At 71.6% G+C, this 23,117-nt stretch carries 20 protein-coding genes; 11 read left to right on the top strand and 9 right to left on the bottom strand.

The features are described 5' to 3' along the window. Positions 1-99 precede the first annotated feature (99 nt). The 8 genes from can (at position 100) to pepQ (ending at position 8,950) form a co-directional block, all read left to right on the top strand. Positions 100-741: a carbonate dehydratase gene (gene can, locus Q673_RS32335; RefSeq protein ID WP_023006909.1), complete on the top strand. Its 642-nt coding sequence runs from the start codon at positions 100-102 to the stop codon at positions 739-741. Positions 742-902: 161 nt separating this feature from the next. Next, entirely contained in the window at positions 903-2,483 is a 1,581-nt protein-coding gene (locus Q673_RS32330) for an ABC transporter substrate-binding protein (protein WP_023006908.1), read from the top strand. 101 nt (positions 2,484-2,584) lie between these two features. Further along, on the top strand, positions 2,585-3,631 hold the full coding sequence (locus Q673_RS32325; RefSeq protein ID WP_023006907.1) for an ABC transporter permease: 1,047 nt from the start codon (positions 2,585-2,587) through the stop codon (positions 3,629-3,631). Continuing rightward, positions 3,628-4,584 (top strand): ABC transporter permease, encoded by a 957-nt coding sequence (locus Q673_RS32320; protein WP_023006906.1) that lies wholly within the window; start codon positions 3,628-3,630, stop codon positions 4,582-4,584. The genes Q673_RS32325 and Q673_RS32320 overlap by 4 nt, the downstream gene beginning before the upstream one ends. A gap of 4 nt (positions 4,585-4,588) precedes the next feature. Then, complete coding sequence (locus Q673_RS32315) at positions 4,589-5,611, top strand: ABC transporter ATP-binding protein (RefSeq protein WP_023006905.1); 1,023 nt, start codon at positions 4,589-4,591, stop codon at positions 5,609-5,611. Continuing rightward, positions 5,608-6,675 carry an ABC transporter ATP-binding protein gene (locus Q673_RS32310; protein WP_023006904.1) on the top strand — a complete coding sequence of 356 codons (1,068 nt, stop codon included), beginning with the start codon at positions 5,608-5,610 and terminating at the stop codon, positions 6,673-6,675. The genes Q673_RS32315 and Q673_RS32310 overlap by 4 nt, the downstream gene beginning before the upstream one ends. A 50-nt stretch (positions 6,676-6,725) precedes the next feature. Further along, on the top strand, positions 6,726-7,634 hold the full coding sequence (locus tag Q673_RS32305) for a LysR family transcriptional regulator (protein WP_023006903.1): 909 nt from the start codon (positions 6,726-6,728) through the stop codon (positions 7,632-7,634). Positions 7,635-7,648: 14 nt separating this feature from the next. Continuing rightward, a complete protein-coding gene (pepQ, locus tag Q673_RS32300) occupies positions 7,649-8,950 on the top strand; it encodes a Xaa-Pro dipeptidase (RefSeq protein ID WP_023006902.1) in 1,302 nt (433 codons plus the stop codon). Positions 8,951-8,968: 18 nt separating this feature from the next. On the opposite strand, the gene msrA is transcribed toward pepQ, so the two are convergent. The 4 genes from msrA to Q673_RS32280 are packed head-to-tail and all read right to left on the bottom strand — an operon-like array spanning position 8,969 to position 16,323. After that, positions 8,969-9,583 carry a peptide-methionine (S)-S-oxide reductase MsrA gene (gene msrA / locus Q673_RS32295; protein ID WP_023006901.1) on the bottom strand — a complete coding sequence of 205 codons (615 nt, stop codon included), beginning with the start codon at positions 9,581-9,583 and terminating at the stop codon, positions 8,969-8,971. Positions 9,584-9,593: 10 nt separating this feature from the next. Beyond that, complete coding sequence (gene tamB / locus Q673_RS32290; protein WP_023006900.1) at positions 9,594-13,616, bottom strand: autotransporter assembly complex protein TamB; 4,023 nt, start codon at positions 13,614-13,616, stop codon at positions 9,594-9,596. Then, positions 13,580-15,442, bottom strand: a complete 1,863-nt coding sequence (gene tamA, locus Q673_RS32285) for an autotransporter assembly complex protein TamA (protein ID WP_031218526.1) — start codon at positions 15,440-15,442, stop codon at positions 13,580-13,582. Before tamA ends, tamB begins: the two co-directional genes overlap by 37 nt. A 50-nt stretch (positions 15,443-15,492) precedes the next feature. Further along, positions 15,493-16,323, bottom strand: a complete 831-nt coding sequence (locus tag Q673_RS32280) for a hypothetical protein (RefSeq protein ID WP_023006898.1) — start codon at positions 16,321-16,323, stop codon at positions 15,493-15,495. 191 nt (positions 16,324-16,514) lie between these two features. On the opposite strand from Q673_RS32280, the gene Q673_RS35620 reads away from it, so the two are divergent. Beyond that, positions 16,515-17,096: a Fe-Mn family superoxide dismutase gene (locus Q673_RS35620; RefSeq protein WP_023006897.1), complete on the top strand. Its 582-nt coding sequence runs from the start codon at positions 16,515-16,517 to the stop codon at positions 17,094-17,096. 7 nt (positions 17,097-17,103) lie between these two features. On the opposite strand, the gene Q673_RS32270 is transcribed toward Q673_RS35620, so the two are convergent. Continuing rightward, positions 17,104-18,390: a nucleotide sugar dehydrogenase gene (locus Q673_RS32270; RefSeq protein WP_023006896.1), complete on the bottom strand. Its 1,287-nt coding sequence runs from the start codon at positions 18,388-18,390 to the stop codon at positions 17,104-17,106. 2 nt (positions 18,391-18,392) lie between these two features. Continuing rightward, positions 18,393-19,283 carry a UTP--glucose-1-phosphate uridylyltransferase GalU gene (galU, locus tag Q673_RS32265; RefSeq protein ID WP_023006895.1) on the bottom strand — a complete coding sequence of 297 codons (891 nt, stop codon included), beginning with the start codon at positions 19,281-19,283 and terminating at the stop codon, positions 18,393-18,395. 253 nt (positions 19,284-19,536) lie between these two features. Here galU and ubiG point away from each other — a divergent pair, with 253 nt between their 5' ends. Next, positions 19,537-20,262, top strand: a complete 726-nt coding sequence (gene ubiG / locus Q673_RS32260) for a bifunctional 2-polyprenyl-6-hydroxyphenol methylase/3-demethylubiquinol 3-O-methyltransferase UbiG (RefSeq protein ID WP_023006894.1) — start codon at positions 19,537-19,539, stop codon at positions 20,260-20,262. Continuing rightward, positions 20,259-20,918 carry an HAD-IA family hydrolase gene (locus tag Q673_RS32255; protein ID WP_023006893.1) on the top strand — a complete coding sequence of 220 codons (660 nt, stop codon included), beginning with the start codon at positions 20,259-20,261 and terminating at the stop codon, positions 20,916-20,918. The genes ubiG and Q673_RS32255 overlap by 4 nt, the downstream gene beginning before the upstream one ends. 64 nt (positions 20,919-20,982) lie before the next feature. Here the strand turns inward: Q673_RS32255 and Q673_RS32250 are convergent, their stop codons facing one another. From Q673_RS32250 to pal, 3 genes are read right to left on the bottom strand one after another with little or no spacing between them, the layout of a single operon-like run. Continuing rightward, positions 20,983-21,747 carry a YciK family oxidoreductase gene (locus tag Q673_RS32250; RefSeq protein ID WP_023006892.1) on the bottom strand — a complete coding sequence of 255 codons (765 nt, stop codon included), beginning with the start codon at positions 21,745-21,747 and terminating at the stop codon, positions 20,983-20,985. Between the two features lie 16 nt (positions 21,748-21,763). Continuing rightward, positions 21,764-22,540, bottom strand: coding sequence for a tol-pal system protein YbgF (ybgF, locus tag Q673_RS32245; protein WP_031218523.1), 777 nt, complete (start codon positions 22,538-22,540; stop codon positions 21,764-21,766). Positions 22,541-22,568: 28 nt separating this feature from the next. Continuing rightward, positions 22,569-23,108: a peptidoglycan-associated lipoprotein Pal gene (pal, locus tag Q673_RS32240; protein ID WP_023006890.1), complete on the bottom strand. Its 540-nt coding sequence runs from the start codon at positions 23,106-23,108 to the stop codon at positions 22,569-22,571. Positions 23,109-23,117 lie beyond the last annotated feature (9 nt).

Raw genomic sequence — 23,117 nt, 5'->3', positions numbered from 1 at the left:
GTAACTGCGATAGCCCTGGTCGCACCCGTCGCTCGCGGTTGACCCTCGCCGGCGCCGGGGGTAAAAGGGCGCCACCCACCCGTTAGCGAAGAGCCCGCCATGAGAAAGGAAATCGAGAGCCTGCTGGAGAAGAATCGTGCCTGGGCCGAGGCCGTGCGCCGCGACGATCCCGACTTCTTTACCCGTCTGTCGAACCAGCAGAACCCCGACTACCTGTGGATCGGCTGCTCCGACAGCCGGGTACCGGCCAACCAGATCATCGACCTGCCGCCGGGGGAGGTCTTCGTGCACCGCAACGTCGCCAACCTGGTGCACCACAACGACCTCAACGCCCTCTCGGTGCTGCAGTACGCCGTGGACGTGCTCAAGGTGCGCCATATCATGGTGGTGGGCCACTATGGCTGCGGTGGCATCCGTGCCGCCGTGGAGGGCGGCGACAACGGCATGGTGGACAACTGGCTGCACTCGGTGCGCGAGCTCTACTACCTGCATCGCGACGAGCTGGCGCCGCTTCCGCTGGCCGAGCGGGTGGACCGCATGTGCGAACTCAACGCCTGCGCCCAGGTGACCCGGCTGAGCCGCACCAAGATCATCCAGCACGCCTGGCAGCGCGGCCAGGAGGTGTGGTTGCACGGCTGGGTCTACGGCCTCGCCGACGGGCGGGTGAAGGACCTCGACTGCACCATCGCCGGCCTGGACGAGGCCGCCGACCTCTACCGGATCACGGGCGTATCGCCTTAGACCAAGAGACCAAGGTGTAACATTTTCCTCGTCGATTCATCCCGCGCATGGCGCCAGTCGGAATTTCGATTGTGACGGGCGCCGTCGGGTCTCTATGTTGTGAGGGGCAATCGCCGCGTGCCGTGATCGCGCACCCACAACAATCCGAAAGGGAACCCGACATGATGTTCAAGCGTACCCTCCTTGCCTCCGTCGTCGGCGCCACCATGACCGGGGCGGCGCTGCTGCCCGCCACCGCCAGCGCCGAGACCACCCTGCGCATGGCCTACGATGCCGACCCGGTATCGCTGGATATCCATGAGCAGCTCTCCGGCGGCATCCTGCAGCTGTCGCACATGACCCACGACCCGCTGGTCCGCTGGACCCAGGACCTGGAGTTCGAGCCGCGCCTGGCCACCGCCTGGGAGCAGGTCGACGACACCACCATGCGCATGACCCTGCGCGAGGGTGTTGAATTCCACACCGGCAACGCCTTCACCGCCAAGGATGTGGTGTGGACCGTCGAGCGCCTCAAGCGCAGCCCCGACTTCAAGGCGATCTTCGCGCCCATCGAGAGCGTGACCGCCGTGGACGCGGCCACCGTGGAGTTCAAGACCGCCGAGCCCTACCCGCTGCTGCTTAACCTGGCCACCTACATCTTCCCGATGGACAGCGAGTTCTACAGCGGCACCGACGAGGATGGCGACCCCAAGGACGAGATCGTCAAGAACGGCAACTCCTTCGCCTCCGCGAACCTCTCGGGTACCGGCCCCTACACCGTGGTGGAGCACCGCAAGGGCACCCGCATGGAGTTCGAACGCAACCCGAACTACTGGGACAGCGAGTCGCCGGGCAACGTCGACACCATCGTGCTAACCCCGATCAGCGAGAACGCCACCCGTGTGGCCGCCCTGCTCTCCGGTGACGTCGACTTCATCGCCCCGGTACCGCCCAACGACCTGGAGCGCGTGCGCGAGAGCGAGGATGCCAAGCTGGTCACCATGTCGGGCACCCGCATCATCTTCTTCCATATGGACCAGAATCGCGTCGAGGCCTTCCAGGATCCGCGCGTGCGCCAGGCCTTCGACTACGCGGTGAACCAGGATGCCATCGCCGACCGTCTGATGAAGGGCTTCGCCACCCCGGCGGCGCAGTTCTCCCCCGAGGGCTATGCGGGCCATATCGAGTCGCTGGAGCGTCGTTACGACCTGGAAAAGGCCCAGGCACTGATGGAGGAAGCGGGCTACGCCGACGGCTTCGAGATCACCATGATGGCGCCCAACAACCGCTACGTGAACGACGCCAAGATCGCCCAGGCGGTGGCCACCATGCTGGCGCGCATCAACGTCGACGTGGATCTCAAGACCCTGCCCAAGGCGCAGTACTGGGGCGAGTTCGACAACCGCGCCGCCGACATGATGATGATCGGCTGGCACGCCGACACCGAGGACAGCGCCAACTTCCACGAGTACCTCACCGCCTGTCCGGATGCCGACAGTGGCGCCGGCCAGTACAACGCTGGCAACTACTGCAACCCGGAGCTCGACAAGCTGGTGGCCGAAGCCAACCTGGAGGTCGACCTGGAGAAGCGTGCCGAGATGCTCCAGCAGGTCGAGCAGACCCTCTACGACGAGGCCGCCTTCGTGCCCCTGCACTGGCAGGACCTGGCCTGGGCCGCGGCACCCAACGTCAACATCGAGCCGGTGCTCAACGTGATGAACTTCCCCTACCTGGGGGACCTGGTCGTCGACGAGGCCGAGTGAGTCACCCGCCGGCCCGACGGGCCGGCACCCCTTCACGCTGACCGCGCGACGCCCTCGGACCGCGAGGGCGTCGCCGCCTGTATGCCCACAGGACGCCCGACATGATCGCCTTCCTGATCAAGCGCCTCTTCCATGCGCTGCTGGTGATGTTCGTCATCAGCATCATCGCCTTCTCCATCCAGGACAACCTGGGCGACCCCATCCAGCAGATGGTCGGCCAGTCCGTGCCCGAGAGCGAGCGCGAGGCCCTGCGCGAGGAGCTGGGGCTCAACGACCCCTTCCTGGTCCAGTACCTGCGCTTCGCCAGGAACGCCGCCCAGCTCGACTTCGGCTACTCCTACATCTTCAACGAGCCGACCACCGAGGTGGTGCTGCGCCACCTGCCGGCGACCCTGGAGCTGGTGGCGGCCACCACCCTGCTGATCGTGCTGCTGTCGGTGCCCATCGGCGTCTACAGCGCCATCAAGCCGCGCGCCCTGTTATCACGTTTCTTCATGGGGATCTCCATCGTCGGCATTTCGATCCCGGTGTTCCTCACCGCCATCGTGCTGATCCAGCTGTTTGCCATCGGCGTCACCTGGTCCCCCTTCCCCGCCGATACCGGCTGGGGCAGCTGGCTCAACGGCCTGCTCTCCACCGAGGGCGGCATGCCCGCCTACGGCCGCGGCGACCCGGTGCACGTCATCGGCACTTGGTACACCAACTTCGCCTCGCTCGACGGCCTGGTCTACCTGGTACTGCCGGCGATCTCGCTGGCCTCGATCATGCTGCCGCTGTTCATCCGCCTGATCCGTGCCGAGATGCTCGAGGTGCTGCAGTCGGAGTACGTCAAGTTCGCCCGGGCCAAGGGCATCCGCCTGCGCCGCATCTACTTCCTGCATGCGCTGAAGAACACCATGCTGCCGGTGATCACCGTGGGCGGGGTGCAGATCGGCACCCTGGTGGCCTACACCATCCTCACCGAGACGGTGTTCCAGTGGCCGGGCATGGGGCTGATGTTCCTCAACGCCATCAACCGCTCGGACATCCCGCTGATCGTCACCTACCTGATGATCGTCGGCCTGATCTTCGTCATCACCAACACCCTGGTGGACCTGATCTACGGCCTGGTCAACCCCACCGTCAAGCTGACAGGCAAGCCCGCATGAGCACCGAGACCTCTCTCCAGCCGACCGCCGCCCTGCCGAGCCGCTGGGCGCGCTTCCGCGACTCCTACCTGCTCTACAGCTTCCGGCGTGACCTGATCGCCCAGGTCAGCCTCGCGGTGTTCATCGCCTTCGTCGCCTGCGCCGTGTTGGCCCCGTGGCTGGCGCCGATGAACCCCTACGACCTGGCGCAGATCGACATCCTGGCCTCGGAACTGCCGCCCTTCTGGATCGACGGCAGCGACCCCGCCTACGTGCTGGGCACCGACGCCCAGGGCCGCGACCTGCTCTCCACCATCCTCTACGGCGCCCGGGTGTCGCTGATCATCGGCTTCGGCGCGGTGGCTCTGCAGGCGCTGCTGGGGGTGGTGTTCGGCCTGCTGGCCGGTTACCTGGGTGGGCGCATCGACGCCTTCCTGATGCGCCTGGCGGATATTCAGCTCTCCTTCTCCACCCTGATGGTCGCCATCGTGGTGGGCGCTCTGGTCAAGGCGATCTTCGGCGGCGCCACCTTCAGCGCCTACGCGGTGCCGCTGCTGGTGCTGATCATCGGTCTGGCGGAGTGGCCCCAGTACGCGCGCACCGTGCGCGCCTCGGTGCTGGCCGAGAAGGGCAAGGAGTACGTGGACGCCGCCCGCACCATGGGTTTGCCCAGCCGGCGCATCATGTTCCGTCACATCCTGCCCAACACCCTGTCGCCGATCTTCGTCATCTCCACCGTGCAGGTGGCCAACGCCATCATCTCCGAGGCCGCCCTCTCCTTCCTGGGGCTGGGCATGCCGGAGACCCACCCGTCGCTTGGCTCGCTGATCAAGTCGGGCTTCGACTACATCCAGTCGGGCTCGTGGTGGATCACCCTGATCCCTGGCGCGGTGCTGGTGGTGCTGGTGCTGGTGATCAACCTGCTCGGCGACTGGCTGCGCGATGTTCTCAACCCGCGACTCTACAAGGGCTGATGCCATGTCTCTTCTCGAAGTCAACAACCTCGACGTGCGCTTCGCCCTGCGCCGCGGCGACGTCAAGGCGCTGCGCGACGTCAGCTTCTCTCTGGACCGCGGCGAGCGCCTCGGCATCGTCGGCGAGTCCGGGGCGGGCAAGTCGGTGGCCGCCTTCACCCTGCTCAACCTGATCGCCCGGCCCGGCTACATCGCCGGCGGCAGCATCCGCTTCGATGGCCAGGAGCTCACCAGGATGAGCGACCGCGCCCTGCGCAGGATCCGCGGCAACCGCATCTCGATGGTCTTCCAGGACCCGATGATGACGCTCAACCCGGTGCTCTCCATCGGCGAGCAGATGGTGGAGTGCCTCAAGGCGCACCGCCGCATCGGCCGCCGCGAGGCCCGCGCCATCGCCCTGCGCAAGCTCGAGCAGGTGCATATCCCCTCCCCCGAGGCGCGCCTGGACCAGTACCCCCACGAGCTCTCCGGTGGGATGCGCCAACGGGTGATCATCGCCATCGCCCTGCTGCTCGCCCCGGACATCATCATCGCCGACGAGCCCACCACGGCGCTGGACGTCACCATCCAGGCCGAGATCATGGACCTGCTGCTGGAGCTGTGCGAGAAGCACAACGTCGGCCTGATCCTGATCACCCACGACCTCGGCGTGGTCAGCCAGGTGACCCAGCGCATGCTGGTGATGTATGCCGGGCGAGTGATCGAGCAGGGCCCGACCCGCGAGATCATCAACGACCCCCAGCACCCCTACACCCAGGGGCTGATGAACGCCCTGCCGCAGATGGCCACCCCGGGCAGCCGGCTCAACCAGATCCCCGGCAGCATGCCCTCGCTGGACAGCCTGCCGAGCGGCTGCGCCTTCCATCCGCGCTGCGGCTTCGTCACCCGCCCCGACGGCAGCGAGCGAACCGCCTGCCGGACCCAGGTCCCCGGGTTCGTGGCCTCCGGCAACTGCCAGGCCGCCTGCCACATGGTGGCCGAGATGCTCGAACGCGAACGCCTTCCGGCCGAGGAGACGACACGATGACCGCTACCGCGACTGCCCCCCTCGCCCATCCGGCCGCCACCGGCGACCAGGCCGCCCGCCCGCTGCTGGAGATCCGCGGCCTGGAGAAGCGCTTCTCGCTCTCCGGCGACTTCCTCGAGCAGCTCAGGTTCAAGGGCGGCAAGCTGGTGCGCGAGCAGGAGCATGTCCACGCCATCAACGGCGTCGACCTCGAGATCCAGCGCGGCGAGGCCCTCTGCGTGGTGGGCGAGTCGGGCTGCGGCAAGTCCACGGTGGCGCGCACCGTGATGGGCCTGCTGCACCCCTCGGCCGGCGAGATACGCTACGACGGCCAGCGCATCGACAACCTCTCGACCCAGGCGCTGATGCCCTACCGCCGGCGCATGCAGATGATCTTCCAGAACCCCTATGCGTCGCTGAACCCGCGCATGACCATCCAGCAGACCCTGGAGGAGCCGATCCGCCTGCACCACCCCGACTGGAGTCGCCAGCAGGTCAGCGACAAGGTCGCCGAGGTGATGGGCTCGGTGGGCATCGCCGCGGACTGGGGCAAGCGCTACGGCCACGAGTTCTCAGGCGGCCAGCGCCAACGCATCGCCATCGCCCGGGCGCTGGCGGTGGACCCGGAGTTCATCGTCGCCGACGAGCCGATCTCGGCGCTCGACGTCTCCATCCAGGCCCAGGTGCTCAACCTGCTGATGGACGCCCAGCGCGACCGCCACCTCACCTACCTCTTCATCACCCACGACCTCGCCGTGGTGGAGCACTTCGGCACCCGGGTGGCGGTGATGTACCTGGGAAGGGTGTGCGAGGTGGCGCCCACGGCGGCGCTCTTCGCCACGCCGCGCCACCCCTACACCCGGGCGCTGATGTCGGCGATCCCGCGCCTCGAGGACGACCGGCCGCAGCATATCCGCCTGGAGGGCGAGGTGCCCACGCCGGTGCACCTACCCTCGGGCTGTGTCTTCCACGCGCGCTGCCCGCATGCCAACGCCCGCTGTCGCCAGGAGGTGCCCGCGCTGATCGCCCGCGACGACGGCAGCCAGGTCGCCTGCCACGCCATCGAGGAGGGGCGCCTCGACTGAGCCCCGCTCTGGCATAATGCCGGATTCGATGGCCCCGACCGGGAGAGACGATGGAACTGCGCTGGCTCGACGACTTCATCGCCCTGGCGAGGACGCGCCACTTCTCGCGTGCCGCCGAGCAGCAGAACGTCACCCAGCCCACCTTCTCCCGGCGCATCAAGCTGCTCGAGGAGGAGATGGGCAGCGTGCTGGTCAACCGCCAGACGCTGCCCCTGTCGCTGACACCGGCCGGCGAGGAGTTCCTGGCCCTGTGCCACGACGTGACCCAACGCCTCGCCGACAGCCGCCGTCGCATCGCCCAGCTCGGCGAGCAGCAGGCCGGCCGCATCCGCCTGGCCACCCCCCAGAGCCTGCTGACCCACTTCGTGCCCGGCTGGCTGGGGCGCTGGGTGGTGCCGCCGCCGATCGTCCCCGACCTGCGCGCCACCGGCTGGCTGGTGGACGACTTCTTCCGCGCCCTGGCCCGGGACGAGTGTGACCTGGTGCTCTGCTACTGGCCCGAGACGCCCTGCGGCATCGAACCCGACACCAGTGAGTTCGTCTCCTGCCGGCTGGGCAACGAGCGGCTGGTGCCGGTCTCGCTGCCCGAGGCCGGTGGTCGCCCACGTTTCGCCCTGGAGGAGGCGCTGCGCCTGCCGCTGATCGCCTACCACCCGCGGGGGCTGACCGACGCCGCCATCCGCGCGCACCTGGCGCGGCTCGGCGATGCCCCGGCCTTCAGCATCCTCAACGAGAGCATCGCGAGCAGCAACATCCGCGAGCTGGTCGCGCTGGGCTACGGCCTCGGCTGGCTGCCCAAGGCCAGCGTGCGCGAGGCGCTGGCCCGGGGCGAGCTGGTGCCGGCCGGCGGCGAACGCTGGCAGGTGCCGCTGGAGATCCGCCTGTTCCGCCGCGCCGAGCACACCCCCGCCGCGGTGACGGCGCTGTGGGAGGAGATCGCCGCCACCACCCCACCCTGAACACCGGAGACCCCATGACCCAGGACCTCGATACCCAGCAGGCGCGCCACCTCGACGCCCTGCTCGCCGCCTACGCCGAGACGCTCGGCCATCAGGCGCTCGATGGCGTGCTGATCCACAGCGGCCGGCCGCGCTGCCACCTTGGTGACGACCAGGAGGCGAGCTTCGTCGCCTACGGGCACTTCGTGCACTGGACCGGCCAGGCCCATCTCGCCCACAGCTGGCTGCTGGTGCGCCCCGGCCAAACCCCCCGCCTCTACCTGCACGCCCCCGAGGACTTCTGGCACCTACCCGCCGCCCTGCCCGACGAGCCCTGGGTCAACCGCTTCGAGGTGGAGCGCGGCCGCTTCGAGACCCCGCCGGCACTGCCCGGCGGGCGCTACGCGGTGATCGGCGACATCGAGGCCGGTGAGGCCCGCGCGCTGGGTGCCGAGGCCAACCCGCCGGCGCTGCTCGCCGCCCTCGACGAGGGGCGGGTGCGCAAGAGCGCCTACGAGGTGGCCTGCATCCATGAGGCCAACCGCCAGGCCCTGGCGGGGCATGCGGCGGCACGGCGCCGCTTCCTGGAGGGCGGCGCCGAGCTGGATATCCAGCTCGCCTACCTGGGCGCCTCCCGCCAGCGTGAGGGCGAGCTGCCCTACGCCAACATCGTCGGGGTCAACGCCCACGGCGGCGTGCTGCACTACCAGCACTACGATCGCCAGGCCCCTGCCCGACGCCACAGCCTGCTGGTGGATGCAGGCCATCGCCACCGCGGGCTGTGCGCCGACATCACCCGCACCTGGGCGGGGCCGGACGCCGACCCGGCCTTCGCCCCGCTGATCGAGGGGGTCACCGCCATCAAGGATCGCCTGGCCGCGGCGCTTTCCCCGGGGGTCGAGTTCGTCGCGCTGCAGGAGAGGATGCACCGGGAGCTTGCCGAGCTGCTGGTCGACCAAGGGATCGTACGCGGTTCCGCAGCGGGCGCGGTGGAGAGCGGCCTGACCCGCGCCTTCTGCCCCCATGGCCTGGGGCACCTGCTGGGCGTCCAGGTCCACGACGTCGCCGGGCGCGTCGACGCGGCGGGTCGCCCGCTGCCGCCCCCCGAGGCCCACCCGGCGCTGCGCCTGACGCGCCGGCTTGAGCCGGGCATGGTGGTGACCATCGAGCCCGGGCTCTACGTGATCCCGATGCTGCTGGCCGCGCATCGCGGGCGGGATGACGTCGACTGGGGCCTGGTCGAGCGCCTGGCCGACCACGGCGGCATCCGCATCGAGGACAACCTGGCGATCACCACCGAGGGGGCCACGAACCTCACCCCGGCCCTCCCCGACTGATCGTACCCCGCTTGCCGCTCAGCCGAGCGGGCAGTTGACCCCGGTGCCGCGCAGGCCACAGTAGCCGCCGGGGTTCTTGTGCAGGTACTGCTGGTGGTAATCCTCGGCGTAGTAGAAGGCGCTGAGCGGCGCGATCTCGGTGGTGATCCGCCCGCCCCCGGCACGGGACAGCGCCTGCTGGTAGGCGTCCCGGGTGCGCTCGGCCACCGCCTGCTGGGCGGCGTCGCGGGTCAGGATGATCGAGCGGTACTGGGGGCCGATGTCGTTGCCCCGGCGGTCCCCCTGGGTCGGGTCGTGGGCCTCCCAGAACACCTGCAGCAGGCGCTCGAGGTCGACCTCGGCGGGGTCGAACACCACCCGCACCACCTCGGCGTGGCCGGTGAGCCCGGTGCAGCACTCCTCGTAGGTGGGGTTGGGGGTCACCCCGCCGGCGTAGCCCACGGCGGTGACGTGGACGCCCGGCAGCTGCCAGAAGAGCCGCTCGGCCCCCCAGAAGCAGCCCAGGCCCAGCACGATCTCCTCCATCCCCTCCGGGAAGGGCGGGGTCATGGCGCGGCCGTTGACCGCATGCACGCCGCCGATGGCGAGCGGGGTGTCGCGCCCGGGCAGGGCGCGGGCAAGATCCAGGGACATGGCAGGCTCCTCAGTCGTCGTTGATGATGCGCGGGTTGCCGGACCGCGTGAAGCGGTAGACCAGGTCCACCGCCTGGGCGGTTCCCGACACCGCCTCCAGGTAGAGGCTGCGCCAGATGTTGTAGCGCAGGGTGAGCTCGGCGATGGGCGAGAACACCCCGACCCCGTAGCGCACCTCGAGGTCATCGGTGAGCTGGCCGCTCAGGGTGACCTGGCTGTCCTCGCCGCTGCCGGCGGTGTCCAGGGTGAGGTCGGAGACCCCGAAGGCCTCGCCGATGCCGCCCACCGCGCCGCCGGCCTGGCCGACCGCCATGCCCACCAGCGCCGAGGTGAGGGCCCCGTCGGTGTCGCTGTCGTTGGGCGCGCGGCCGCGCAGCAGGTAGGAGAGCGCGCTGGCCTCGTCCATGGCCGGCTCCGCGAACACCCGCAGCTGCGGCTCGCTGGCGCTACCGGTGACGCGCAGGCCGGCGATCACGCCATCCTGGGTGGCGTCGGGGTTGCGTACCGCCTCGAAGTTGAGCAGCGGCTGGCCTGGCGGCCCGCTGAACAGCAGCTGCCCCTCGCGGATCAGCAGGTCCTGGCCATAGGCGCGGAAGCGCCCGTCCACCAGGCTGACGTCGCCGAACAGCTGCACCGGCCCATCCTGCTGGCGCACCCCCAGGGTGCCGGAGAGGCCCGACTCCAGCCCGTAGGCGGCGAGCTGCATGTCCGGGCCGAGCGACAGCTCGACCTGGACGTCGAGGGCCATACCCGCCTCGGCCATGGCCGCGGCGGTGTCCTCCCCCGCCGCCGCCTCGTCGGCGGCGCGCTCGGCCTCGCGCCGGGCCCGCGCCTCGTCGCGGGCGGTGATGATCACCTCGTCGGGGCTCGGCGCCACCGCCGAGGGGGGCAACTCGCCGACCTCCAGGCGCGCCCAGGGGATGCGCACGTCGCCGCGCACCTGCAGCAGGGTCGGCCGGGCACGGATCTGCAGGTCGGGGGCGATGCGCAATCGTCCGAACGCCGGCAACACCGCGAGCAGCGGCTGCTCGGTGCCCACCAGGTCGACGTCGGCGCGCCACTCCTGGGGAGAGGGCCAGGCGGCGCTGCCGTCGATCTCGAGCCGCCCCTGCTCGGCGGCGATGAAGCCGTCGAGGGTCGCGGCGTCGCCGGCCAGGTCGAGGCGCACCTCACCGTCGCGCACCGCCAGCGGCACGTCGGCGCCGCTGGCACGCAGCCCCGTGAGGGCGAGCTCGCCGCGCAGCTCGGGGGTCGTCAGGGTGCCGGCGAGGTCGACCTCCCCGGCGAGCTCGCCGGCGAGGGCCTCGATACCGGGCGCCAGGGTGCGGTAGGGGGCGAGGCTCAGGCCGGCGAGGGTCAGGCTGCCCGCCAGGCGCCCCTCGCCCGCGGGATCGTCGAGGCGCGCCTGGAGCGCCAGGTCGCCGGCCTCGGCGAGCCCCAGCGTCAGGTCCAGCTCGGCGGCCTGGTCATCGGCGGTGAGCCGGCCCTCGAGGCGGGTTTCCGGCAGCGACCAGGGCTGGCCGTAGGCGTCCTGGCCGGCGAGGTCGAGGCGGCTCTGCAGGCGGGCCTCGGCGCGCCAGGCGCCGCCGGCGCCCCAGCCGGCGTCGAGGTCGAGCTCGGTCGTCCCGGCAGCCGACCAGGGCTCGGGCAGGAAGGGGTCGAGCAGCGCCATGGGCAGCTCGCGCAGCGCCAGGCGCGCCTCGCCACCCTCGACCGAGGCGGCGAGGGTCTCCACCACGCAGAGGCTGCCCCCCTGGCGGCGTGCCAGGCAGAAGGGCTCCACCCGGGCGCCGCCCTGGGCCAGGTCGGCGGTGAACACCGCCGGCGCCTGCAGGCGCAGCTCGCCCTGGTCGGCGTCGACCTCCAGGCGCGAGACCTGGCCCGCGTAGGTGGTGCGGGTCGGGTCCAGGCCCCCCTCCACGGCGAGTGCCGCCCGCGAGAGCGGCATGCTGGCGGGGGCCGTGGCGTCCAGGGTCAGGGTGTGGTCGGAGAGGCGACCGCCGAGCGCCAGGGCGAGGCGCTCCAGCCGCTGGCCGCCGGCGGCGAGGGCCTCGGCGTCGAGGGTGACGTCCAGCGCCGGATCCTCCAGGCCGCTGACCCGGGCCGCCAGGTCGAGCCGCTCGAGGCGGTTTTCGGCGAAGGCGAGCGCTTCACCGCTCAGGGCGACGTCCAGCTCGGGGGCCTCGAGGCTGCCGGCGGCGGCCAGGGTGCCGCTGATCCGTCCCGACAGCGCCTCGTGCAGGCTGGCCAGGGCGGGCATGTCGACCTCGCCTTCCAGGGCGAGGCGCGGCTCGCTCACCTGGCCCGAGAGCGCGAGACGGTTCTCGCCCTGGCGGAAGTCCAGGGTGCGAATATCCCAGCGCATCTCGCTGTCCCCCGCGAGCTCGGCGCGCAGGCTGAGCGGGCGCTGTTGCAGCTCGCCGTCGATGGCCAGGCGCGGCACCGTGAGGGTCCAGCCCGCCTCCCCCTGGCGGAAGGCGGCGGCGAGGTCACCCTCCAGACGCCCCGGCAGGCCCTCCACGAAGCGGCCGGGATCGACGTCATCGAGGCGCGCCTCGGCCTCCACCGCCAGGCCATCCTCCCAGTCGACGCGGCCGCGGCTGGTCAGCGAGGCGTCGGCCACCGCCAGCGACAGTGGCTGCCAGGCGAAGTGGGTGAGATCGCCGCTGCCGGTGAGGGCCAGGCGGGTGAAGGGCAGCTCAGGCCCCTCGGCGGAAAGCGAGGCGGCCAGGCGGTAGTCCACCAGGCTGCCCTCCAGGCGCAGGGCGATGTCCTCCACCACCCAGGGCTCGACGGCGACCTCCTCGCCGCTCTCGTCGAGGCGGGTCTGGTGGCCGGGCAGCGGCCACTGCACCAGGTCGCTGGCCAGGCTCACGGACATCGGCAGCGTGGGGTCCAGGGCGTCGAGGCGGGCGTCCAGGGCCAGGTCGACCGGCCCCGAGAGGTCGAGGCGCGCCACCAGCGCGGCGAGGCTGCCGTCCAGGGCCAGGGTGATGCGCTGCCCTGCCAGTTCGGGGAGCCGCTCGGGCAGCCACAGGGCACTCTGCAGGCGCAGGGTCAGCGGGTAGTCGCCGGCGAGCGCCACCTCGGCCTCGAGGCTCGCCTCGGCGTCGCGGGTCGCCACCTCCAGCGGGCGGATCTCGACCCGGTTGCCCTCGCCGTAGAGCGACAGCGCCAGGCGCTCGACCCCGTACTCCACGGCGCCCTCCACGGCACTCTCCTCCACCAGCAGCTCGGGCACCTCGAGGCGCAGCGGCAGGCTGATCTCCGGGAGTTCGCGGCGCGGCTCGCTGGCCAGGTCCCGCGCGGCGAGCCCCTCGGCCTCGGCGGCCACCGGTTCCGGCAGCGGCGAGCGCACGGCGATGGCGGCGTCGATGGCCGGCGCCGCGAGGCGCGGCCCCTCGACCTCGCCCTCGGCGAGGGCCAGGCGGGTGCCCGGCGAGAGCGGCAGGGTCAGGCGCGTGCCGACCAGGCGCGTCGGCAGCAGGCGCAGGATGTCGTCCTCGGCGGTGGCGCCGCTGCTGAAGTGGTCCCAGCGCAACCGGGTGCCGTCGGCCAGGCGCACCTCCACGTCCTCGAGCAGCAGGCGGCGCAGCTCGATGGGGAACGGCAAGGCGATGGGCCCGGGCGGCCCGGCGCCCTCGGGGGCTTGCTCATCGCTCGCCTCGCCCTCGGCGAGGCGGATGCGCGCGCCCTCCACCGCCAGGGTGTCCAGGCAGAGGCGGCCGTCGAGCAGGCACTCCTCCGACCAGGCCAGCTCCAGGCGGCGCAGCGCTACGCTGGCCGGGCCGGCCTCGAGGGAGAGCCCCTCCAGCACCAGGCGATCGAGCGGCGCCCCCGCGTGGGACTCGACCTCCAGGAAGCCCAGGCGCTCGCCCTGGTCGAGGAGCAGCCCGGTGCCCCAGGGCGAGAGCGCCAGGCCCAGGACGAGAACGACCAGGCCGAGGAGCCACAGGGGAAGCAGGATCAGCAGGCGGATCAGCGCCCAGAGCGCGGTCAGAACTCTGGACCGATGGCGAAGTGTAGGCGCCACGAATTGTCCTCGTCGTCGAACGGGTGAGCGATGTCCAGGCGGATCGGGCCGACCGGCGAGATCCAGCGCACGCCGAGGCCGGCGCCGGTATTGAGGTCGTCGGGGCCCCAGCTTGCGAAGGCGTCGCCGGCATCCACGAAGGCCGCGCCCCACCAGTCGCCGGTCACCCGGCGCTGCCACTCCAGGCTGGTGGTGAGCAGCTGCTGCCCGCCGGTGAGCTGGCCCTCGGCGTCACGCGGCGAGAGGCTCTCGTAGCCGTAGCTGCGCACGCTGTTGTCGCCACCGGCGAAGAAGCGCAGCGACGGCGGGATCAGCGAGAAGTCATCGGTCTCGATGGCCCCCAGGCCCACGCCGGCCAGCAGGCGGTTGTCGTCGCCCATCTTGCGGATCCAGCGGGACTCGCCGGTGACGCGCACGAAGTCGGCGTCGGAGCCCCACAGGCCGTCGGAGACCTCCAGGCTCAGGCGCTGGCGGTCGCCCCAGGAGGGGAAGGTGGGGTTGCGGGTGCGGGTCCGCGACCAGCGGATCCCCGGGTAGAGCAGCAGCACCTGCTCGCTGTCGCCGGCCTGGGTGAAGTCCTCGTAGGTGGTACGCACGTAGAGGTGCTGCACCCAGCCGTTATCGAACTCCCAGCGGCGTGCGCCCTCCAGGGTCGCCTCCAGCGAGCGGGTGTCGTCGTTGTCCTTGTTGGTGAGGCCGTACTGGAACTCGTAGCTGTCGCGCAGCGGGTTATCCAGCGGCATGGAGTAGACGCCGCCGAAGCGCTGCTCCGGGGCCGAGACGTAGAGGTCGTGGTCGAGGCCGTGGCCGTAGCGGTTGATCCACGGCTGGTCCCAGCTGAAGCGCAGGCGCGGGCCCACGTCGGTGGCGTAGCCCACGCCCACCTCGAACTGGTGGCGGTCGGCCGGCGCCAGGTTGACGTCGATGGGCACCGTCGGCGCCGAGTCCGGGGTGGCGGTGACCGCGGTGGTGGCCGCAAGCGCCGCCCCCGAGAGGCGCGGCCCGGCCACATAGGTCGCCTCGCCCTCGGTGGCCACCGCCGCGATCCAGCCCGGCTCCCCCTCGTCCAGGGTCAGGGTGGGGCTCTGCAGCCGCGGGCGCACGGTCACCGAACGGAACCACTCGGTCTGTCCCAGGCGCTGGTTGTAGCGGGCCAGCTCGCCGGCCAGGTAGGGCTGGCCGGGGGCGAAGGGCAGCATCCGCCGCAGGCGCTCGTGCTCGATATGGCTGCCGATCAGCAGGACGTCGCCGAAGCGGTAGCGCGGGCCGCTGTCCAGGGTCAGGTAGAGGCGCGCGCTCTGCTCATGGGGGCGCACCTCCAGGCGGCGCGTATCATAGCGCCAGTCGAAGTAGCCGCGCTCCAGGGCCAGATTGGCCAGCTTGGCGCGCAGGCTGTCGTAGGGGGCATGGACCAGGGGGTCGCCGGTCGCCAGGGGGAAGGCGTCGATCGCCTCCCGGAAGGGGGGATCCTCGTCGGCCGCGCCCTCGAGGCGGAAGTCCAGCGTCTCGACGCGCACCCGCGGGCCCGGGGCGATCGCCAGGGTGACCTGCTCGGGGGGCTCACCCTCCGCCAGGTGCACCTCGAGGGTGGGTTCGTAGTAGCCGTAGGCGCGCATCGCCTCGGCGGCGCGGCGCCTCGCCTCCCCCTCCAGCCGAGCGCGGCTGTACTGGGCGGCATCCAGCCCCTCCAGGTAGTGGCGCACGTTGTCCGCCACGTCCCCTTCGAGACCCTCGATGCGCGCCTCGAGGGCGAGTGCCCCCGGGCTCACCAGCAGCCCCACCACCAGAGTCGCGGCAGCCAGGCGTCCCGTCACGCGATTCTCCATCTCCCCACGCCCTTCTGTCTGCGACTCGCGGGGATGCTCCCGGCGCCGCCTCACGGCCGCAGGGCCTCGAGGCGGGCGCTCAGCGCGAGCTGGCTGCGGCGCAGCTCGCCGGCCTCGGCCTCGAGGGCGGCCAGGCGCGTGCGCAGGGCATCCCGTTCCTGGCGGCTATCTTCCCGCGCCTCGGCAACGCCTTCAACCGCCTCGTCCAGGGCGGCAAGGCGCCGCTCGAGGGCGTCGCGGGCCTCCTCGCCCGCCTCCCGGGTGGCCGCCAGGCGTGACTCGAGGGCCGCCAGCGACTCGCGCAACCCCTCCAGGACCGCGGCGTCCCCGTCATTGGCGGCATCCAGGCGCGCCATGCGCTCCTCGAGCGCGGCGCGCCCCTCCTCGCCGGCACGCTCCAGGGCATCGAGGGAGTCCTGGAAGGCGGCGAGCATCGCCTCACGGGTGGCGGCGGCTTCCCCCATGCGGCTGAGGCGGCCCTCCAGCCGCTCGATGCCGGCACCCAGCGCGTCGAGACCCGCGGCGAGGTCCTCCTCGAGCACCTCAAAGCGCCTCTCCTGGGTCGCGTTCTCCTCGGCCTGGGCCGCGACGCGCTGCTCGAGCTCCTGGAGGGCGTCGCCCTCGCCCAGCGCCGTGTCGAAGCGGGCATGGACGTTGGAGAGTTCGCCGCCTAGGCGCGCCACCTCCGCCGACAGGCGCTGCCGCTCCTGCCAGCCGAACCAGCCGGCCGCCCCCAGCCCGGCGGCCAGCAGCATCACCAGCAGCCACAGCGGCCACACCGTCGGCGGCTCGGGATAGCGGTGGCGCTGTGCCGTCAGGCTGGCCTCCGGGTCCGGGACGATCGGTCCGGCGTAGCGGCGCGGATCCTGGCGCTCTGCCATGGGGCGACTCCTTGTAGGGCCTGGGCGGGGAACGGATGCCGGGATGGCGGTCGCCTGCTATCATGCCGCGGCGCCCGGCGACCCGCATCCCGATGCGGCCGCCAGTGTAAGGGGTTTCTCGGCCCCGGCGCACGGGCGAGATGCCAACGCAGCCCTCGCCGTCCATCGCCGCCCCTCGATCAGGAAGCCCGATGTCCCTCGAACTGCCCGCCCTGCCTTACGATATCAAGGCCCTCGAGCCGCACCTCTCGCGCGAGACGGTGCGCCGCCGCCATGGCCGCCTGCAGCGCCGGTGCGTCGCGCGTCTCGCCGCCCTGGCGGCCGGTACGCCCTGGGCCGACGCCTCCCCCGAGGCCATCGCCCGTGGCGCCGAGGGCGAGCTGGCCCGCGAGGCCGCCCGCGCCTGGGCCCTGACCTTCCATTGGCACAGCCTGGCGCCGCGCCCGGGCGAACCCAGCGAGACGCTGGAAGCCGCCATCGTGGCGGCCTTCGGCGACCGTGAGGGGCTGTATCGCGCCATCGAGGACGCCACCGCGCCGCTACGCGGTGTGGGGGGATGGGGGTGGCTGGTGGCCCGGGGCGAGGCGCGGGAACTGGCGGTGCTGGCCAACGCCGAGGGCGAGCTGCCCATGGCGCCGGGGGTGATCCCGCTGCTGGCCCACTACGTGGCGCCCGAGGCCGAGGAGGCCGCGGCGGGGCTGGCGGCCTTCCGGGCCCTGGCCAACTGGCGCTTCGCCGCCGCCAACCTGGTGGGCCCGGCGCCGCCGGCCTAGTTCGCGTTCAGGGGTCGGCGCGACGCCCGATACCGCGATAGATGAGCCCCTGGGCGGCGACCCAGGCCGGGTCGTAGATGTTGCGGCCGTCCAGCACCAGCCGCTCGGAGAGCGCCTCGGCCAGGCGCGCCCAGTCGGGGTTCCAGTAGGTCTTCCACTCGGTGACCAGCATCAGGGCGTCGGCGCCCCGACACGCCTCCAGGGGGTCGCCATCGAAGGTCTCGAGCAGCGGATGCTCGCCCACCTCCTGGCGCAGCGCCGGCAGCGCCGCGGGGTCATGCAGGCGCACCCGCACCCCCTGGGCCCACAGCGCCCGCAGCAGCGGCAGCACCGGCGCCTGGTCGATGCGCGCCGTGCCGGGCTTAAAGGCCGCCCCCCAGATCGCCACGCAGCGCCCTTCCAGGCGGCCGTGGAGGTGGTGCCACAGCTTGCGGAACAGGGTCTCCTTTTTGTGCTCGTTGATGTCGAGCACCTGCTCCAGCAGCGCCGAGCGGCGCCCGCTGGCGGACTGCACGTCGGCCAGGCGCATCAGGTCCCGGGAGAAGTTAGGCCCGCCGAAGCCACAGCCGGGGTAGAGGTACTCGTAGCCGATCCGCGGGTCCGAGCCCATGCCCAGGCGCACGTGCTCCACGTCGACCCCCAGGCTATCGGCCAGGCCGGCGACCTCGTTCATGTAGCTGATGCGGGTGGCGAGCATGCCGTTGATGGCCAGCTTGGTGAGCTCGGCGGCGCGCCGTGGCATGCGCTGGATCACCTCCTGGCGGCGATTGAAGGCGCGCAGCAGCTCGCGCACCCGGGCCTCGGCCTCGGTGTCGTCACAGCCCAGCAGCCAGCGGCTGGGCCGCGTGAATGTCTCCCAGGCACGCCCCTCCTCGATCAGGTCCGCCAGGGCCACCGCCCGGGCATGCCCCCCCAGGCGCGCCTCGAGCCGCTCGGTCTCGCCCACCGGGAAGGTGGAATGGTTGACCAGCAGGCGCAGCCCCTCGGCGTCGGCCAGCGCGGTGAACAGGGCCTCGAGCCCGTCGCGCTGCTGCGGGGAGAGCGACAGCCAGACCACCTCCTGGGGACTGGCCACGGCGTCCCGGGCATCCGTCGCCAGGCACAGGTCCCCGGCGACCAGGGCGCTCTCGAGGCGCTCGAGGAGCCCCGGTTCGCGCACCAGCCACTCCGCCTGGCGCAGGGCCTCCCAGGGCTGGTCGGGATGGGGCAGCCAGGTGACACTGTGGCCGACCCAGGAGAGGGCGGCGGCGGCCGCCGCCGCCGACAGTTCGCTGCCGTGGATCAGGACGCGCATGCTTACGCCTCCCCGGCGTAGCGGGCCAGCAGCTCGCGGAAGCCCTGGCCGTAGCGGGGGTGGCGCTGGCCGTAGGCGAGGATCGCCTCGAGGTAGCCGAGCTGGTGGCCGCAGTCGAAGGTCTTGCCGCGCATGCGGTAGGCGTCGACCCCCTCCTGGCGACGCAGGCTCTCGATGGCATCGGTGAGCTGGATCTCGTCGCCGGCGCCGGGCGGCGTCTCGGCGAGCAGCGAGAAGATGCGGCCGGGCAGCGCATAACGACCGATCACCGCCAGGTCGGAGGGGGCCTCCTCCACCGCGGGCTTCTCCACCACCCCCACCAGGGGACGCGACTCGCCAGGCCCCGGCGCGTCGCCGCCGGTGTCCACGATGCCGTACTTATGGGTCATCTCGTGGGGCACCTCCTCGACCATCAGCTGGGCACGGCCGGTGCGCTCGAAGGCCTCCAGCATGCCGGCGAGGTCGTTGCGCGCAAGCCCCTCGTCGTCCACCAGCACATCGGGCAACAGCACCGCGAAGGGAGCGTCGTCGCCCACCACCGGGCGGGCGCAGAGCACGGCGTGGCCCAGGCCCAGGGGCTCGGGCTGACGCACGCTGATGATGTTGACGTCCTCCGGGACGATGGCGCGCAGCTCCTCGATAAGCTCGTGCTTGCCCTTGGCCTCGAGGCTCGCCTCCAGCTCGAAGTGCTTGTCGAAGTGGTTCTCGATGGCGCCCTTGCTGCCATGGGTGACCAGCACGATATCGCGGATCCCGGCGGCCACCGCCTCCTGGACCACGTACTGGATCACCGGGCGATCGACGATGGTGATCATCTCCTTGGGAATCGCCTTGGAGGCCGGCAGGCAGCGGGTGCCGAAACCGGCGACGGGAAGCACGGCCTTGCGAATCATGGTGAAGTCCTTGTCGGTCTCTCAGCGTCAGTGGGTGGCGCCGCGGGTCGCGGCGTCCCTTCCCCGGGAAGCGGCCAGGTCAGTGGCATGGGAATGCCTCCCCGAGAACGGGTATCATGGGCATGATACCGGACGCGACCCGGCCTGCCACTGTGTCGAGCCGACGATGGCGACTGTCGCGTCAGGCCAACAACCTGGCCGGGGACGCACCATGCAGCAGTCCCGCACCATGAACCAGCAACGGAGAGCGCAGATGGGCGCAACATCGACCGCAGCGGACAACGTGGATCCCGGCGAGATCGCCAAGTTCGAGGCCCTGGCCGGCCGCTGGTGGGACCGCGAGGGGGAGTTCAAGCCGCTCCACGACATCAACCCGCTGCGTCTGGACTTCATCGACGCCCGGGCGGGGCTCGCCGAGCGCCGGGTGCTGGACGTGGGCTGCGGTGGCGGCATCCTGGCCGAGGGCATGGCCCACCGCGGTGCCGAGGTGACCGGCATCGACCTGGGCGAGGCACCGCTGGGGGTGGCCCGCCTGCATGCCCAGGAGAGCGGGCTTGCCATCGACTATCGGCGGGTCAGCGTCGAGACGCTGGCCGAGCAGGCGCCGGGAAGCTTCGATGTGGTCACCTGCCTGGAGATGCTCGAGCATGTCCCTGACCCGGCCTCGGTGGTCCGTGCCTGTGCCCGCCTGGTGAAGCCCGGCGGGCAGGTGTTCTTCTCGACCCTCAATCGCAATCCCAAGGCCCTGGCGCTGGGCGTGGTGGCCGCCGAGTACCTGCTGCGCCTGGTGCCGCGGGGCACCCACGACTACAAGCGCTTCATCCGTCCGGCGGAGCTGGCCGGCTGGTGCCGCCAGGCGGGCCTCGCGGTGCGCGAGCAGAGCGGCCTGGTCTACAACCCCCTGACGCGGCGCTACCGGCTCCACCCCACCGATGTCTCGGTCAACTACCTGATGCACTGCCGGCGGGACGCCTCGTGACCGTGCTCTCGCGGCCCGAGGCCCTGCTCTTCGACCTCGACGGCACCCTGGTGGACACCGCGCCGGACCTGGCCCGGGCCACCAACGCCCTGCGCGCTCACCACGGGCTCTCCGCCCTGCCCTACCCGGTGATCCGCGCCCAGGTCTCCAACGGCGGCAGCGCCCTGGTCGAGCTCGCCCTGGGGCTGGCCCGGGAGGCACCGGGCCACGACGAGGCCCGCACCTTCCTGCTCGCCGCCTACGGCGAGGCGGTGGCGGTGGAGAGCCGGGTGTTCCCGTCACTCGGCCCGCTACTGGAGGCCTGGGAGGCCGCCGGCGCGCCCTGGGGCATCGTCACCAACAAGCCCCGCGCCTATGCCGCGCCCCTGGTGGAGGCCCTGGCCCTCGCCCCCGGCGCCCTGCTGTGCGCCGACGACCTGCCGGTCAAGAAGCCCGACCCGGCGCCGCTCCACGAGGCGGCACGGCGCCTCGGGGTAAGCCCGGCGGCGTGCTGGTACATCGGCGATCATCTGCGCGACATCCAGGCGGCGCGCGCCGCCGGCATGGCCGCCGTGGCGGTGGGCTGGGGGTATACGGAGGAGGCGGAGGAGTATCGGCGCTGGCCAGCCGATCTCTGGTTCGAGACCGGCGAGGCGCTGGCGGCGGCGCTGCGTTGAGCCGGCACGCGAGTGGCGGCGGTGACAGGCCTGTCACCGCCGCCACTCGTGTCATCGCCCCGGATCAGGCCTTGGGTGGCTGGGCATTGAAGCGCTCGCCGTTGTGGCCGCGGCTCTCCGGCCCCATCAGCCACAGGTAGGTGGGCATGATCTCCTCGGGGGTGCGCAGCGTCATCTCGTTCTCCCCGGGGTAGGCCGTCTTGCGCATGGCGGTGCGCGTCGCGCCGGGGTTGAGGCTGTTGACGCGGATGCTGCCGAGGTGCTCGAGCTCGTCGGCGAGCAGCTCCATGAAGCCCTCGGTGGCGAACTTGGAGACCGAGTAGGCGCCCCAGTAGGCCCGGCCCCGCCGTCCCACGCTGGAGGAGGTGAAGATCACCGAGGCGTCCGGCGAGCTCTTGAGCAGCGGCAGCAGCGCCTGGGTCATCCAGATCGGGCCGTTGATGTTGACCTGCATCACCTGCTCCCACAGCTCCGGGTTGTACTGCTCGAAGGGCATGATGCGCCCCAGCAGGCCGGCGTTGTGGAGGATGCCGTCGAGACGGCCGAACTCCCGGTCCAGGGTCTCGGCCATGTCGTGGTAGTCCTTGAGCGTGGCCCCCTCGAGGTTGAGCGGGAAGATCGCCGGCTGCGCCCCGCCTGCGGCCTCGATCTCGTCGTACACCGCCTCCAGCTTGGCGATGGTGCGGCCCAGCAGGATCACCGTGGCCCCATGGCGGGCATAGGCTAGGGCCGCCGCCCGGCCGATGCCGTCGCCGGCACCGGTGACCAGGATCACGCGGTCGGCGAGCAGCCCCTCGGGTGCCTGGTAGTCGATCTTGCAGGTGGTCATGCGCTCTCCTCGATGATCAGTTGCCGGCCTGGCGCAGGAAGTCGCCGGCCAGCCCCGCCGCGGTGCTCTCGGGGTACTCCTGGCGCACCCGCTCGAGCAGCTCGCGGCCGGCCTCCGGCTCGCCCTGGCGCGCCTTGAGCAGGCCCAGCTTGTAGAGGGCATCCGGCACCTTGCTGCTCTCCGGGTACGCCTCGAGCACGGTGGTGAAGGCGGCCTCGGCGGGTGCCAGGCGCCCTTCCGCGGCGTGCAGCTCGCCCAGCCAGTAGTGGGCGTTGGGGGTCAGCCGGCTGTCGGGGTGGTCACCGACGAAGGCCTCGAAGGCAGCGATGGCGCGGTCGAACTCGCGGGCCTGGACATGGCCGAAGGCCTGCTGGTAGGCCTCCTGGACGCCAGCGTCGACGGCATTCGGGGCCGGCGCCTCGGCCACCTGGCGGGCGGCCTCCTCGTCCACGGCCTGCTCGGCCGGCGTGGTCATGCCGGCCGATGCCGAGGCCAGGCGATCCTCGAGGTCGAGGTACTGCTGGCGGGTCTGGCTGCGCAGCTGCTCGAGCTGGTGGCGCAGCTCCTCGACTTGACCACGCAGGCGCCGCAGCTCCTCCTGGTGCTGCTGCACCTGGTTGAAGATCACCAGGTTGCCGCCGGCCGACTCGCGGGTATCCGTCTGCTGGTAAAACGAGCTGGGCTGCGCGGTGAGGTCCTCCACCACCGGCTGCTGGGCCAGGGCGGGTAGCCATACGGCGAGCGGGAGCACCAGGGCTCCCGCGCCGCACAGTCCTTTCAGACCGAGTCTCATGTGTCTCTCCCTCGTCGCTTGGGTCGCCTCAGTAGGCGAACACGACACGACGGTTCTGGGCGTAAGCCTCTTCGTTCTGGCCGCGGGCGGCGGGACGCTCTTCGCCGTAGCTCACCACCTCGACCTGGGAGGGGGAGACGCCCTGCACGGAGAGGAACTGCGCCACCGAGTTCGCACGACGCTCGCCCAGCGCCAGGTTGTACTCGCGAGTACCGCGCTCGTCGGTATGCCCCTGGAGCACCACGCGGGCATTGCCGTTCTCGCGCAGGTAGCGGGCGTTGGCGGCCAGCACCGACTCGAACTCGGGGCGGATCACGTCGCTGTCGAAGGCGAAGTAGATGGTGCGCTGCTGGGGGATGCGGCCGTCGGCCTGCTGGCCGGCGGTGCCGCCATAGCCGGACCCGCTGGCCTGGCCACCGCTCACCCCGCTGCTGCTGGCACCGGAGCCGGAGCCGGCGACGCCGCCATCCATGCTGCCGTCCTGGGTGCCGCCGGTGCTGGAGCAGCCGGCCACCAGGGCCAGCGAGAAGGCGATCGCCAGGGAACGGGCGTAGGGCTTGAATTGCATCTCATGCAC

It is taken from the genome of Halomonas sp. PBN3, assembly GCF_000475415.1.
Classification (GTDB): domain Bacteria; phylum Pseudomonadota; class Gammaproteobacteria; order Pseudomonadales; family Halomonadaceae; genus Halomonas; species Halomonas shengliensis.
Note: the sequence above shows the minus strand (reverse complement) of the source record. Positions and strands in the feature narration are given on the sequence as shown.

Excerpts from the sequence above, each read along its gene's own strand:
- pepQ (WP_023006902.1), top strand. The coding sequence starts at position 7,649 with ATGACCCAGGACCTCGATACCCAGCAGGCGCGCCACCTCGACGCCCTG.
- ubiG (WP_023006894.1), top strand. The coding sequence starts at position 19,537 with ATGGGCGCAACATCGACCGCAGCGGACAACGTGGATCCCGGCGAGATC.
- Q673_RS35620 (WP_023006897.1), top strand. The coding sequence starts at position 16,515 with ATGTCCCTCGAACTGCCCGCCCTGCCTTACGATATCAAGGCCCTCGAG.
- msrA (WP_023006901.1), bottom strand. The coding sequence starts at position 9,583 with ATGTCCCTGGATCTTGCCCGCGCCCTGCCCGGGCGCGACACCCCGCTC.
- Q673_RS32310 (WP_023006904.1), top strand. The coding sequence starts at position 5,608 with ATGACCGCTACCGCGACTGCCCCCCTCGCCCATCCGGCCGCCACCGGC.
- Q673_RS32325 (WP_023006907.1), top strand. The coding sequence starts at position 2,585 with ATGATCGCCTTCCTGATCAAGCGCCTCTTCCATGCGCTGCTGGTGATG.
- Q673_RS32270 (WP_023006896.1), bottom strand. The coding sequence starts at position 18,390 with ATGCGCGTCCTGATCCACGGCAGCGAACTGTCGGCGGCGGCGGCCGCC.
- Q673_RS32330 (WP_023006908.1), top strand. The coding sequence starts at position 903 with ATGATGTTCAAGCGTACCCTCCTTGCCTCCGTCGTCGGCGCCACCATG.
- Q673_RS32280 (WP_023006898.1), bottom strand. The coding sequence starts at position 16,323 with ATGGCAGAGCGCCAGGATCCGCGCCGCTACGCCGGACCGATCGTCCCG.
- pal (WP_023006890.1), bottom strand. The coding sequence starts at position 23,108 with ATGCAATTCAAGCCCTACGCCCGTTCCCTGGCGATCGCCTTCTCGCTG.
- Q673_RS32315 (WP_023006905.1), top strand. The coding sequence starts at position 4,589 with ATGTCTCTTCTCGAAGTCAACAACCTCGACGTGCGCTTCGCCCTGCGC.
- galU (WP_023006895.1), bottom strand. The coding sequence starts at position 19,283 with ATGATTCGCAAGGCCGTGCTTCCCGTCGCCGGTTTCGGCACCCGCTGC.
- tamA (WP_031218526.1), bottom strand. The coding sequence starts at position 15,442 with ATGGAGAATCGCGTGACGGGACGCCTGGCTGCCGCGACTCTGGTGGTG.
- Q673_RS32320 (WP_023006906.1), top strand. The coding sequence starts at position 3,628 with ATGAGCACCGAGACCTCTCTCCAGCCGACCGCCGCCCTGCCGAGCCGC.
- ybgF (WP_031218523.1), bottom strand. The coding sequence starts at position 22,540 with ATGAGACTCGGTCTGAAAGGACTGTGCGGCGCGGGAGCCCTGGTGCTC.
- Q673_RS32250 (WP_023006892.1), bottom strand. The coding sequence starts at position 21,747 with ATGACCACCTGCAAGATCGACTACCAGGCACCCGAGGGGCTGCTCGCC.
- can (WP_023006909.1), top strand. The coding sequence starts at position 100 with ATGAGAAAGGAAATCGAGAGCCTGCTGGAGAAGAATCGTGCCTGGGCC.
- Q673_RS32305 (WP_023006903.1), top strand. The coding sequence starts at position 6,726 with ATGGAACTGCGCTGGCTCGACGACTTCATCGCCCTGGCGAGGACGCGC.